We start from the raw sequence: 12,895 nt of genomic DNA on the forward strand, positions 1-12,895 counted from the left end.
TCGGCTACTCGCCGGAATCCTGGCCCGGCTCCGCGCCGGAACGGCGACGAATATCGGTGACGATAGCGGAGAAGTCCAGGTCCCCCGCCGACCGGTTGAACTGCTCGTAGATCTCGGCCGCCAGCAGACCGAACCGCCCCTCGACACCGTTGTCGCGCAGGGCATTCGCGGCCAGGCCCAGGTCCTTGTTCATCAGCGCGGTGGCGAATCCGGGCCGGTATTCGTTGTTCGCCGGGCTGGTCGGCACCGGGCCGGGGACCGGACAATAGGTGGTCAGCGACCAGCACTGCCCCGAGGCGGTGGAGACCACGTCGTAGAACTTGTCGTGGGTCAGGCCCAGCTTCTCGCCCAGCACGATCGCCTCGGACAGCCCGATCATCGAGATGCCCAGCATCATGTTGTTGCAGATCTTGGCGGCCTGTCCCACGCCCGCGCCGCCGCAGTGCACGACCTTGCCGCCCATCACGTCGAGCACCGGCTGCGCCGCGGCGAAGTCCTCGGCCTCGCCGCCGACCATGAAGGTCAACGTGCCGGCGGTGGCACCGCCCACGCCACCGGACACCGGTGCGTCCAGCGCCCGATGTCCCGCTGCCACAGCGACTTCCGCGGCACGCTTGGCATCGGCGACATCGATGGTGGAGCAGTCGATGAACAGGGTGCCGGGCTTGGCGGACGGCAGCACGGCGTCGTAGACGTCGAGCACGATGCGGCCGTTGGGCAGCATGGTGATGACGATCTCCGCCTCGGCCACGGCCGCCGCGGCGGTATCGAAGACCTCGGCCCCATCGGCACGGGCCTGCTCCTGCGCGGCCGGCACCGGGTCGTAGGCCAGCACCTGATATCCGGCACGCACCAGATTCGCCGCCATCGGGCCACCCATATGGCCGAGGCCCAGGAAGGCCACCTTCGTCACGCTCATCACTCTGCTCCGCTCAGTCCGAGTTCCCGGTCGCCCAGATCGGCGAAATAGCTGTCCACCAGTGCCTCCGGCACCTCGGCGAGGGTGGCGGGCGACCACTGCGGGTTGCGGTCCTTGTCGACAACCTGCGCACGGATGCCCTCGACCAGATCGTGCGTGGTCAACGCGGCCACCGAGACCCGGTACTCCTCGTCGAGCGCCTGTTCCAGGTTCGCCGCCCGGCGGGCGTTGCGCAGGGAACGCAACGTGACCTTCAGCGCCACCGGCGATTTCGCCAGCACGTCGCCGGCCGCCTTGGCGGCCTCGGGGGCGTCGTGGCGCTGCAGCCGCGCGACGATCTCCTCGACCGTGTCGGCGCTGTAGCAGGCGTCGATCCAGGACCGCTGCGTGGCCAGATCCGACACCGGCGCGGGCTGGGCGAAGGCCGCGATCGCGGCATCGGCATCGGTGCGGCGCAGTTCGGCGAGCAGGTCCGGAATGCGTTCGGCGGGAACGAAACAGTCGGCGAATCCGGCCGCGATCGCATCCCCGGCGCCCATGCGCGCCGTGGTCAGGGCGACGTGGGTGCCCAGTTCGCCCGGTGTGCGCGCGAGCAGATAGGTGCCACCCACATCCGGAACGAAGCCGATACCGGTCTCGGGCATGCCGACCATCGACCGCTCGGTCACGATGCGGCGATTGCCGTGGGCGGACAGCCCCACACCGCCGCCCATCACGATGCCGTCCATCACGGCCACATACGGTTTCGGGTAGTTGCCGATCAAGGCGTTGAGAATGTACTCGTCGCGCCAGAACCGGCCGCTCGGCGAATCTGCGCTGTCGCGGCGCGAAATACCGTGCGCCACCGCGTTCTTCGCGTCGGTGTGGATGGCGACGATATCACCGCCCGCACACAGGCCGCGTTCCCCGGCGCCGGTGAGCACCACCGTGCGGACCTCGTCGTCGACGGCCCACTCGCGCAGGGCCGACAGAATCGCCTGCGCCATCGGGTGATTGAGCGCGTTGATGGCCTTGGGCCGGTTGAGCGTGATCAGGCCCACGCCGTCGCGCTTGTCGAACAATACTTCTGCTTCGGTCATATCTTTCCTCATGCCGCGCCGACTACCGAGCGGGCCACCACGACCCGCATGATCTCGTTGGTTCCCTCGAGAATCTGGTGCACGCGCAGGTCGCGCACGATCTTCTCGATTCCGTACTCGGCCAGATAGCCGTAGCCGCCGTGCAATTGCAGGGCCTTGTTGGCCACCTCGAATCCGGCATCGGTGGCGAAACGCTTGGCCATCGCGCACAGCTCCACCTTGTCGGCGGCATCGGCGTCGAGGGCTGCGGCGGCCCGCCACAGCAGGGTCCGCGCCGCCTCCAGCGAGGTCCGCATATCCGCGAGGTCGAACTGCAGCGCCGCGTTGTCGAGCAGCCGGGCCCCGAATGCCGTGCGCTGGGCCATATATGCCACGGTCCGCTCCAACGCGGTCTGGCCGCCGCCGAGGGAGCAGGCCGCGATGTTGAGCCGGCCGCCGTTGAGGCCGTTCATCGCGATCCGGAAGCCGTTGCCCTCACCGCCGAGCAGATTCGCCGCCGGTACCCGGGCTTCGTCCAGGATGACCTGCCGGGTGGGCTGTGCGTTCCAGCCCATCTTCTTCTCGTTGGCGCCGAAGGAGAGTCCGGGCGTATCGGCGGGCACGATGAACGCCGAGATGCCGCGCGAGCCGGCGTCGTCGGTCCGCGCCATCAGCACATACACATCGGTGCTGCCCGCGCCGGAGATGAACTGCTTGACCCCGGTGAGCACATAGTCGTCGCCGTCGCGAACGGCCCTGGTACTCAGGGCCGCCGCGTCCGAACCGACGCCCGGTTCGGTGAGCGCGTAGCTGGCCAGCAGATCCATCGAGGTCAGCCCGGGTAGCCACCGATTGCGCTGGGCCTCGGTGCCGTAGCTGTCGATCATCCACGCGGCCATGTTGTGGATGGAGATGTAGGCCGCGATGGCCGGGCAGCCGGTGGCGAGCTGTTCGAAGATCCGCACCGCGTCCACGCGGCGCAATCCGGAACCGCCGACGTCCTCACCGACGTAGATGCCGCCCATGCCGAGCGACCCGGCCTTGCGCAGCACATCGATCGGAAAGTGCTTGTGCTCGTCCCATTCCACGGCGTTCGGCGCGAGCAGCTCGTCGGCGAAACCGCGCGCGGTGTCCACGATCGCCTGTTCGTCCTCGTCGAGTACGAACATCGGATCAGTCCATCGTCGGGATGACGAAGTGATCGGCACCCGCACCCGCGGCCGGCGCGGTCCGTAGGCCCTGGGGCCAGCGCTGAGTGACCGTCTTGGTCTTGGTGTAGAAGCGGATCGAGTCGGGGCCGTGCTGGTTCAGATCGCCGAAGCCGGACGCCTTCCAGCCACCGAAGGTGTGGTACGCGATCGGCACCGGAATCGGGACATTGACGCCGACCATGCCCACCTGCACGCGCGCGGCGAAATCGCGGGCGGTGTCACCGTCGCGGGTGAAGATCGCGACGCCGTTGCCGAATTCGTGCTCGCTCGGCAGCCGCAGCGCCTCCTCGTAATCGGCGGCGCGCACGATCGCGACCACCGGACCGAAGATTTCCTCCTTGTAGATCCGCATCTGCGGAGTGACGCGGTCGAAAAGCGTTGCGCCGACGAAGAATCCGTCCTCGGCACCCGGAACCTTCAGTCCCCGGCCGTCGACCACCAGCTCGGCGCCCTCGTCGACACCGATCTGGACGTAGTTGTTCACCCGCTCCACCCCGTCGCGCCCGACCAGCGGCCCGAAGTCCGCGCCCGGATCGTCGGAGCGGCCGACATTCAACTTGCCGATGCGCTCGACCAGCTTGGCGCGCAACCGATCCGCGGTCTCCTCACCGACCGGCACCGCCACCGAGATGGCCATGCAGCGTTCCCCCGCCGAGCCGTAGCCGGCACCGATCAGCTGGTCGGCGACATCGTCGAGATCGGCGTCCGGCATGACGATCGCGTGGTTCTTGGCGCCGCCGAAGCACTGGGCACGCTTGCCGTTCGCGGTGGCGGTTTCGTAGATGTACTGCGCGATCGGGGTGGAGCCGACGAAGCCCACGGCCTTGATCCGCTCGTCGTTCAGCAGCGTGTCGACCGCCAGCTTGTCACCGTTGACGACGTTGAACACACCGGCCGGCAGCCCGGCCTCGAGAAACAGTTCGGCCAGCCGCAGCGGCACCGAGGGGTCGCGCTCGGACGGCTTGAGCACGAAGGCATTTCCGCAGGCCAGCGCCGGTCCGGCCTTCCACAGGGGAATCATGGCCGGGAAGTTGAACGGGGTGATGCCGGCGACCACACCGAGCGGCTGCCGCATCGAATACACGTCGATCCCGGTGCCCGCGCTCTCGGTGTACTCCCCCTTGAGCAGGTGCGGGATGCCGATCGCGAATTCGATCACCTCGAGTCCGCGCTGGATATCGCCCTTGGCGTCCGGGATGGTCTTGCCGTGCTCGCTCGACAGCAGCGCGGCCAGCGAATCCATCTCGTCCTGGACCAGGGCGACGAACTTCATCAGCACCCGGGCCCGCTTCTGCGGATTGAACGCGGCCCACGTGCGCTGCGCCTGCGCCGCATTCGCGATGGCCGCCTCGACCTCGGACACACTCGCCAACGGCACCCGCGCCTGAACCTGCCCCGTGCTGGGGTCGTAGACGTCGCCGAAGTTACCGGAGGTCCCGGCCACCCGCTGCCCGCCGATGAAATGAGTCAGTTCGCGAACCATGCCAGTCCTGTTCTCGATGCGGTCGATGCCTTCCACGCCGGAGCCGACGCAGTACGCGGCCATCCTATAGTTGGACATCCAAGTATTGGAAGCCATGTGATTTATGCCACCGATGGCGTCGTGGTCCACATCACAGTACAGTTGATTTGACGTCCTACTATCGGGACGCCAAGCGTAGGCGCCCGGCGCTCCCGCGCCGGCCTCTGGTGGAGGATTACATGGCCGACCTGCACGTTCCGGTCCATCCCGTACGTTTCGTGACCTCCGCGGCCCTGTTCGACGGCCATGACGCGGCGATCAACATCATGCGGCGCATCCTGCAGTCGCAGGGGGCCGAGGTGATCCATCTAGGCCACAATCGGGCGGTCCACGAGGTGGTCGACGCGGTGCTGACCGAGGACGTCCAGGGTGTGGCCGTCAGTTCGTATCAGGGCGGGCACGTCGAATACTTCGAATATCTGGCGACCGCGCTGCGGGAGGCCGGGGCGGGGCACGTCAAGATCTTCGGCGGGGGCGGCGGCGTGATCGTCGCGGAGGAGATCGAACGGCTGGCGGCGGCGGGGGTGCGCATCTTCTCCCCCGAGGACGGCCAGCGACTCGGCCTGCCCGGCATGATCAACGAACTCGTCCGGGCCTGCGATGTGGACCTGTCGACCGAACCGGCCGCCATCGAGGCGGTGCTGGCGGGTGAGCGCTATGCGCTGGCGCGCACCATGACCTGCCTGCAGGCCGATGCGCTGCCCGCCGCGGATCTGGACGAACTGCGGGCCGCGGCCGCCGGTCGGACCGTGCCGGTCCTCGGCATCACCGGCACCGGCGGTTCCGGAAAGTCCTCGCTCACAGACGAACTCGTGCGGCGGTTGCGCACCGATCAGCAGGACAAACTGCGGGTGGCGATCCTCGCGGTCGACCCGACCCGGCGCCGCGGCGGCGGCGCGCTGCTGGGCGACCGCATCCGGATGAACTCGCTCGACAGCGACCACGTCTATTTCCGGTCGCTGGCCACCCGCGGCGCGCACGAATTGCCGACCAATATCGACGCGATGATTCTCGCCTGCAAGGCAGCCGGATTCGATTTGGTAATCCTCGAGACGCCGGGTATCGGCCAGGGCGATGCCGCGATCATCGACCACGTCGACATCTCGATGTATGTGATGACGCCGGAGTTCGGCGCCGCCTCCCAGCTCGAGAAGATCGACATGCTCGATTTCGCCGATGTGGTGGCGATCAACAAGTTCGAGCGCCGCGGCGCCGAGGACGCGCTGCGCGACGTGTCGCGCCAGCTGATGCGCAACCGCGAGGCGTTCGGGTCGGCGCCGGGGGATATGCCGGTATTCGGCACCAGCGCGGCGACGTTCAACGACGACGGGGTGACCGCGCTCTATCAGCATCTGACCGGGCTGCTCGGTGCGCGCGGCCTGCCGCTGGAGACCGGGGTGCTGCCGCGGGTCGACACTCGCGCGTCCACCCGATTCGCGCAGATCATTCCGCCGGGACGGGTGCGCTACCTGGCCGAGATCGCCGAGACCGTTCGTGATTACCACGGCGAGACCCGGCGCCAGGTGGTCGCGGCCCAGCGGGTGCAGCGCTTCGAACAGGTGCTGGCGGAACTGCAGGCGGGGGCGACCGGGGAGGCGGCCGATACCGACAACCCTGCGGCGGAAGATCTTTCGGCAACGCGGCGAACGGTGTCGGGATTGCTCGCGCGGGCGAAGGAGGATCTCACCCCGGAATCGGCCGCGCTGCTGCGGGATTGGCCCGCCACCGTGGAGTCGTACAGCGGCGAGGAACAGGTGGTCCGCGTGCGCGACCGCGAGATTCACACACCGCTGCGGCGAACCACGTTGTCGGACAATTCGATACCGCGCGTGGCGCTACCGCGTTTCACCGATCACGGCGAGCTGCTGCGCTTTCTGCGGTCGGAGAATCTGCCGGGGCGGTTCCCGTTCACCGGCGGCGTGTTCGCGTTCAAGCGCGACAACGAGGATCCGGCCCGCATGTTCGCCGGTGAGGGCGATCCGTTCCGCACGAACCGGCGATTCAAGGTGCTCTCCGAACATGCCGAGGCCAAACGCCTCTCGACCGCGTTCGACTCGGTGACGCTCTACGGTCACGATCCCGCCCCGCGTCCCGATATCTACGGAAAGGTCGGCACCTCGGGCGTTTCCATCGCCACACTCGACGATATGAAGGCCCTCTACGACGGCTTCGACCTGAGCGCACCCAGCACCTCGGTCTCGATGACGATCAACGGTCCGGCGCCGACGATCCTGGCCTTCTTCCTCAACACCGCGATCGATCGAGCGCTGCAACGGTTTCGGGAGGACAACGGACGCGAGCCGAGCGGCGACGAGGCCGCCGGCATCCGCGCCCGCACCCTCGCCACGGTGCGCGGCACCGTACAGGCCGATATTCTCAAGGAGGATCAGGGGCAGAACACCTGCATCTTCTCCACCGAATTCAGCCTGCGCATGATGGCCGATATCCAGGAATGGTTCGTCCGCAACAGCGTGCGGAACTTCTACTCGGTCTCGATTTCCGGCTATCACATCGCCGAGGCCGGCGCGAATCCGATCAGTCAGCTGGCGTTCACCCTGGCCAACGGATTCACCTATGTCGAGGCCTATCTCGCGCGCGGCATGGCGATCGACGATTTCGCGCCGAATCTGTCGTTCTTCTTCTCCAACGGCATGGACCCGGAGTATTCGGTGATCGGGCGGGTGGCCCGGCGGATCTGGGCGATCGCGATGCGCGACAAATACGGCGCCAACGACCGCTCGCAGAAGTTGAAATACCACATTCAGACCTCAGGGCGTTCGCTGCACGCCCAGGAAATGAACTTCAACGATATCCGCACCACCCTGCAGGCGTTGATCGCCATCTACGACAACTGCAACAGCCTGCACACCAATGCCTACGACGAGGCGGTGACCACCCCCACCGAGGAATCGGTGCGGCGCGCCCTGGCCATCCAGTTGATCATCAACAAGGAATGGGGCCTCGCGATGAACGAGAATCCGCTGCAGGGCAGTTTCGTCATCGACGAGCTGACCGATCTGGTGGAGGAGGCGGTGCTCGCCGAATTCGAGCGGATCAGCGAACGCGGCGGGGTCCTGGGCGCGATGGAGACCGGATATCAGCGCGGGCGCATCCAGGACGAATCGATGCGCTACGAACACCGCAAACACGACGGCACGCTGCCCATCATCGGGGTGAATACGTTCCGCAATCCGAACGGGGAGACCCATCAGGTGCTGGAACTGGCCCGCGGCACCGAGGCCGAGAAACAATCGCAGCTGCGGCGCACCGAGGAATTCGTCACCGCGCATCGCGAGCCGGCGCAGGCGGCCCTGGCCCGGCTCGAGGCCGCCGCGCGCAGCGACGACAACGTCTTCGACGTGCTGATGGACGCCGCGCGAGTCTGCACTCTGCAGCAGATCACCGACTGTTTCTTCACCGTCGGCGGGCAATACCGCCGCAATGTGTGACAAGGGTTCGGATGTGACCCGCCGGTGTGTGCGGGCGTGTGACAATGCCGGAGAGCGGACAGTCGAACGCGACGGAAGGGCGCCATGGACCTCGCCGGTATCAGCGTTGTGGATGCGCACATCCATCAGTGGGATCCGCTGAACACCCCGCGGGATTTCAGCATGCTGGCGAAACTGTTCCGGTTCGTGCCCGTGCCGGTCGACAAGGCCGCACGGCTGGCTCCCAAGCGCGACCGCGATTTCGTCGGCACTCCCGATGCGTATCTGCGGCCGTATCTGCCCGCGGATTACCGGGAGGACCTGGGCGCGGTGCCGGTGGAGGCGCTGGTGCACATCGAGGTGGAATGGGCAGGACGCGCCCCGGACGCCAAGGCCGACGAAACGCGGTGGGTGGCCAGCCTGCCGTTCGGTGTGGATACCCCGGCCCTGGGCGCGATCATCGGCAGCGGAGATCCGGCGGCGCCCGGATTCGCCGAGCTCATCGACAAGCATCAGTCCGCGTCACCGCTGTTCCGCGGTATCCGCACCATGGTCGCCCACCATCCGGATCCCGGGGTGCGGTCGTTCTGCCGGGCCGAGGGCGCACTGACCGATTCGGCCTTCCTCGACGGCTTCGCGGTCCTGGCCGAACGCGGTCTGTCGTTCGAGGCGTGGGTCTACTCGCATCAGATTCCGCAGGTCACCGCGCTGGCCCGGCGCTATCCCGAGGTGACCATCGTGCTCAACCATCTCGGCACGCCCGCCGGGATCTTCGGCCCGGTCGGCAAGAACACCGGCACCCAGCCGGGCCGGCGCCGCGAACTGTTCGTGCAGTGGCGCGACGATATCGCCACTCTCGCAACACATCCCAATGTGATGGCGAAGGTCAGCGGGCTGGCCATGCCGATCCTCGGCCATCCGGTGCCGATGCGGGGCCTTCCGACCCCCGTCTCCGAGCTGCTGGACCGCACCGCGCCGCTGTTGCACCACGCCTTCGACGTCTTCGGCGCCCAGCGGCTCATCTGGGGTTCGAATTACCCTGTGGACAAACCGATTACGAGTATCGCCAACAGCGCGCAGGCGGTGATCGAGGTCCTGGCCGACCGCGGCGGCAGCGCCGAGGAACTCGAGCAGGTCTTCCGCACGAACGCCCAGCGCACCTACGGCATCGACGCGGAACTGCTCGCCTGAGGCGCACGGCTCACCACTTGCGCTGTCTCCCAGGAAATTTCGTGCTCAGCAGCGGCAGTGGTCTCAGCCGAAGCGCAGTTCCGGGATCGTCGCCATCAGTTCCTTCCATTCCGGGTACATGGCGAGTTTGCGGTCGTTGATTGCCGAGATCTTCGCGCTCAACTCCGGGTCCGGGTCGTCGGACACGTCGGGGCCGATATGCAGCTTCGCGAAGTGCGGAATGATCTCCGGATCACCGGCCAGGTGGACCGGGTCGTGCATGTACCGCTCGAGCGCCGCCAGATCCTCGATGCCGAAGTAGTAGGCGTGGGTGTAGCCGTCGTCGGGGTCGTTCAGCACGGCCTGGCCGACGGCCGAGAACGACACCGATTCGACCGAAGCCGTGCGGCGGATGGCTGCCAAGACCCGTTCCTTGTCCGCCTCGGACGTTTCGGGCCGGAAGGCGAAGCGCAGCGTGTGGATGATCATTCGTACCTCTTCGTTTGAACCGATGAGTTCAATCTAATGAACTATATAGTCAGTCCACAAGAGCTGACCGAGAAGTTCATCGGATTGGACGTACGATGCGAAGGTGACGAAGGCACCGGCCGCGCGGGGACGCATCGACAAGCGCCAGGCGATCCTGGACGTCGCATTCGACGTCTTCGCCCGGCGCGGTTACGGCCGTGCCTGTGTTCAGGAGATCGCGGACGAGGCGGGGGTCGCCAAACCCACCGTCTACAACCACCTCAGCGATAAAGAGACGCTGTTCCGCAGTACGGTCGAGGCGGCCGCCGACCAGGTCGGCGCGCAATGTCTCGTCGCCACGGAGGCATTGCGGGCCGTCGACGGCGACCCGGGTCCGGCACTCACCGCCACCGCGCGCGAGCTGGTGCACATCTGCGCCGGACCGCGGTCGCATGCGTTGCGCGCGTTGGCCTATGCCGAACTCGGCACCTTTCCCGACCTGGTACTGACCGTGCAGGAGCGCACCTCGCTACGGCTCGCTCAGACCCTGGCCGACCGGTTCGCGCGGCTCGCGCTCTCGGGCGGGCTGCGCCGATGCGATCCCGAACTCGCCGCCGAACATTTCCTCGCTCTCCTGACAGGACCGCTCGAGGCTCGGTCCCGGCTCGGCACCCGCACAGTGGAACCGGCGGAATTGGACGAGATCGCCGACGGCGCCGCCGACGCCTTCCTGCGGGCCTACGGCCCGGCCTGATCCGGCCGGCCGTTGACATCCCGGCCACCGCACGGTTAATTGGTGGCAGGTGCGGCCAGTCAGGTGCCCTGGCCGAGGACGGCATGGGAGCAGTCATGGCCATCGACCACGAAGTGATCATCGTCGGCGCCGGATTTTCCGGTATCGGGGTGGCCATCGCGTTACGGAAGGCCGGCTTCCGGGACTTCCTGCTCGTCGACGACGCCGACGGCGTGGGCGGCACCTGGCATTGGAACACCTACCCCGGCATCGCCGTGGACATTCCCTCGTTCAGTTATCAGTATTCGTTCGAGCAGAGTTCGCGCTGGTCGCGCATCTACGCACCCGGCCACGAACTGAAGGACTACGCCGAACACTGCGTGGACAAATACGGGTTACGACCACGCATCCGGTTCGGCACCACGATCGCCGCCGCGAAATTCGACGAGGACGCCTCGGTGTGGACGCTGCGCACCAGCGACGGTGAGAGCGTGACCGCGCGCTACGTCATCGGCGCGACCGGAGTGCTGACCCGGCCGAAACTACCGGATATCCCTGGCGTGGAATCGTTTTCGGGCATCACCATGCACACCTCGCGCTGGGACCACGACCGGGACCTGCGCGGTAAGCGCGTGGCGATCATCGGGACCGGGGCCTCCGCGGTGCAGGTCATTCCCTCGATCGCCCCGGAGGTCGCCCAGCTGACGGTCTTCCAGCGCACGCCGATCTGGTGCCTGCCCCGGCCGGACGCCACGCTGCCCGCGCCCGCCCGCTGGGCGTTGCGGTATCTGCCCGGCGGACAGGCGATTTCGCGCCTGGTCAGCCAGGCGTTCGTCGAACTGACCTTCCCGTTGTCGGCGCACTACTATTCGAATCTGCCCCTGGCCAAACTCGGCGAGCGCTCCGGGCTGGCCCATCTGCGGCGCCAGGTGCACGACCCGGCGATCCGGGACAAACTGACGCCGCGGTATGCGCTCGGATGTAAGCGGCCCGGCTTCTCCAACGATTACCTGCCGACCTTCAATCGCGACAATGTGACGCTGGAAACCGATCCGATCGCCGAGATCACCCCCACGGGCGTGCGCACGGCGACCGGAACCGAACACCCGGCCGACGTGCTGATTCTTGCAACCGGCTTCAAGGTCATGGAATCGGGCAATATGCCGACCTTCGCCATGACCGGTGTCGGTGGCCGTGACCTCGAGAAGTGGTGGGACGAGAACCGCCTGCAGGCCTACGAGGGTGTCAGCGTGCCGGGCTTTCCCAACTTCTTCTCGATCATCGGGCCCTACGGATACAACGGCGCGTCGTATTTCACGCTGATCGAGATGCAGACCCAGCACATCGTGCGGCTGCTCCGGCATGCGCGCGGTCGGCGCGCCGACCGCATCGAGGTCACCGCGGCGGCCAACGAGCGGTACTTCCGGGAGATGCTGGAACGACGCGGCGGACAGGTGTTCTGGCAGGACAGCTGCGCGGTCTCCAACAGTTATTACTTCGACAAACACGGCGATGTGCCGCTGAAACCGATGAGTACCGTCGAGGCGGCCTGGCGCGCCAACCATTTCGATCTGCGCGACTACACCTTCGAACAGGTCCCGGCTCAGCTGCCGACCACGCGGGCGAGCTGAGCGGTCAGCCGTTCGCGCGCCTCGACCAATGACGGGCCGTACCAGGTGAGATCGCGGCCGCTCACCAGGGCGACCGGAATCCCCGGAAACGCCTCCGGGCCGTCGGTCGCGGTGAAGACGTACGGCTCGTCCGGCAGGACCGCGAGCCGAACGCCTCGTACCAGTTCGGCGTCCGTCACCGTGGGATAGCGCTCGGACCCCGTGGCATGAACCAGGTTCAGCCCCAGCCGACCGGCCAGGTCCGCGGTGAACGTATCGCGGCCGACCACCATCCACGGCTTGCGCCAGATCGGGATCACCGCATCGATCGGCGGGTTCGGCGCGGGTGCGGACCAGACCTCGCGGGCCCGGGTCAGCCAGGACGGCACGGCACCACCCAGAGCGATCGCGAACAGCCGCGTCATCGAGGCGAACGCCTCGTCCACGGTGCGAATTCTGGTGACCCACACCGGAATTCCCGCATCCCGTAGCCGCTCGACATCGAGGCGGCGGTTCTCCTCCTGGTTGCACACCACCAGATCCGGCGCCAACTCGGCGATCCGGCGCAGATTCGGATTCTTCGTCCCCCGCACCCGTTCCACCGCCAGCCCCGGCGGATGGGTGCACCAGTCGGTGGCGGCGAGCAGCAACTCCGGGCGGCTCACCGCGATGGCCTCGGTCAGCGACGGCACCAGCGACACCACCCGGCGCACCGGACGCCGCAGCGCGACCGCGGCATTCAGATCGTCGACGAGATCCTCGGGCACCAGGCCAGC

10 protein-coding genes are annotated in these 12,895 nt (G+C 67.1%); 4 read left to right on the plus strand and 6 right to left on the minus strand.

Going from position 1 to position 12,895, the window contains the following annotated elements; translation table 11 throughout:
- Nucleotides 1-4: 4 nt before the first annotated feature.
- Genes mmsB through NA3_RS00225 form a run of 4 tightly spaced genes read right to left on the minus strand, consistent with a single transcriptional unit; the run spans nt 5 to nt 4,671 of the window.
- Entirely contained in the window at nt 5-919 is a 915-nt protein-coding gene (gene mmsB / locus NA3_RS00210; RefSeq protein WP_062961571.1) for a 3-hydroxyisobutyrate dehydrogenase, read from the minus strand.
- A complete protein-coding gene (locus NA3_RS00215; protein ID WP_062961572.1) occupies nt 919-1,998 on the minus strand; it encodes an enoyl-CoA hydratase/isomerase family protein in 1,080 nt (359 codons plus the stop codon). Before NA3_RS00215 ends, mmsB begins: the two co-directional genes overlap by 1 nt.
- Before the next feature lie 8 nt (nt 1,999-2,006).
- On the minus strand, nt 2,007-3,146 hold the full coding sequence (locus NA3_RS00220) for an acyl-CoA dehydrogenase family protein (protein ID WP_062961573.1): 1,140 nt from the start codon (nt 3,144-3,146) through the stop codon (nt 2,007-2,009).
- A 4-nt stretch (nt 3,147-3,150) separates the two neighbouring features.
- Entirely contained in the window at nt 3,151-4,671 is a 1,521-nt protein-coding gene (locus tag NA3_RS00225; protein ID WP_062961777.1) for a CoA-acylating methylmalonate-semialdehyde dehydrogenase, read from the minus strand.
- Between the two features lie 218 nt (nt 4,672-4,889).
- Between NA3_RS00225 and icmF the strand changes: the two genes are divergently transcribed.
- Nucleotides 4,890-8,159 carry a fused isobutyryl-CoA mutase/GTPase IcmF gene (gene icmF / locus NA3_RS00230; RefSeq protein WP_062961778.1) on the plus strand — a complete coding sequence of 1,090 codons (3,270 nt, stop codon included), beginning with the start codon at nt 4,890-4,892 and terminating at the stop codon, nt 8,157-8,159.
- Between the two features lie 84 nt (nt 8,160-8,243).
- Nucleotides 8,244-9,329, plus strand: coding sequence for an amidohydrolase family protein (locus tag NA3_RS00235; RefSeq protein ID WP_062961574.1), 1,086 nt, complete (start codon nt 8,244-8,246; stop codon nt 9,327-9,329).
- Between the two features lie 63 nt (nt 9,330-9,392).
- Here NA3_RS00235 and NA3_RS00240 read toward each other — a convergent pair whose 3' ends face one another.
- Nucleotides 9,393-9,797, minus strand: a complete 405-nt coding sequence (locus tag NA3_RS00240) for a Dabb family protein (RefSeq protein WP_062961575.1) — start codon at nt 9,795-9,797, stop codon at nt 9,393-9,395.
- Nucleotides 9,798-9,900: 103 nt separating this feature from the next.
- Between NA3_RS00240 and NA3_RS00245 the strand changes: the two genes are divergently transcribed.
- Both NA3_RS00245 and NA3_RS00250 read left to right on the plus strand, forming a co-directional pair.
- A complete protein-coding gene (locus tag NA3_RS00245) occupies nt 9,901-10,530 on the plus strand; it encodes a TetR/AcrR family transcriptional regulator (RefSeq protein ID WP_062961576.1) in 630 nt (209 codons plus the stop codon).
- 95 nt (nt 10,531-10,625) lie between these two features.
- Nucleotides 10,626-12,140 carry a flavin-containing monooxygenase gene (locus NA3_RS00250; RefSeq protein ID WP_062961577.1) on the plus strand — a complete coding sequence of 505 codons (1,515 nt, stop codon included), beginning with the start codon at nt 10,626-10,628 and terminating at the stop codon, nt 12,138-12,140.
- Here NA3_RS00250 and NA3_RS00255 read toward each other — a convergent pair.
- Nucleotides 12,113-12,886 carry a helical backbone metal receptor gene (locus NA3_RS00255; RefSeq protein WP_062961578.1) on the minus strand — a complete coding sequence of 258 codons (774 nt, stop codon included), beginning with the start codon at nt 12,884-12,886 and terminating at the stop codon, nt 12,113-12,115. The genes NA3_RS00250 and NA3_RS00255 overlap by 28 nt on opposite strands.
- Nucleotides 12,887-12,895 lie beyond the last annotated feature (9 nt).

The sequence above is a fragment of the Nocardia africana NBRC 100379 genome (assembly GCF_001612635.1).
Classification (GTDB): domain Bacteria; phylum Actinomycetota; class Actinomycetes; order Mycobacteriales; family Mycobacteriaceae; genus Nocardia; species Nocardia africana.

Bases quoted from the DNA above. Each gene is read 5' to 3' on its own strand.
- mmsB (WP_062961571.1), bottom strand. From the start codon at position 919: ATGAGCGTGACGAAGGTGGCCTTCCTGGGCCTCGGCCATATGGGTGGC.
- NA3_RS00215 (WP_062961572.1), bottom strand. From the start codon at position 1,998: ATGACCGAAGCAGAAGTATTGTTCGACAAGCGCGACGGCGTGGGCCTG.
- NA3_RS00220 (WP_062961573.1), bottom strand. From the start codon at position 3,146: ATGTTCGTACTCGACGAGGACGAACAGGCGATCGTGGACACCGCGCGC.
- NA3_RS00225 (WP_062961777.1), bottom strand. From the start codon at position 4,671: ATGGTTCGCGAACTGACTCATTTCATCGGCGGGCAGCGGGTGGCCGGG.
- icmF (WP_062961778.1), top strand. From the start codon at position 4,890: ATGGCCGACCTGCACGTTCCGGTCCATCCCGTACGTTTCGTGACCTCC.
- NA3_RS00235 (WP_062961574.1), top strand. From the start codon at position 8,244: ATGGACCTCGCCGGTATCAGCGTTGTGGATGCGCACATCCATCAGTGG.
- NA3_RS00240 (WP_062961575.1), bottom strand. From the start codon at position 9,797: ATGATCATCCACACGCTGCGCTTCGCCTTCCGGCCCGAAACGTCCGAG.
- NA3_RS00250 (WP_062961577.1), top strand. From the start codon at position 10,626: ATGGCCATCGACCACGAAGTGATCATCGTCGGCGCCGGATTTTCCGGT.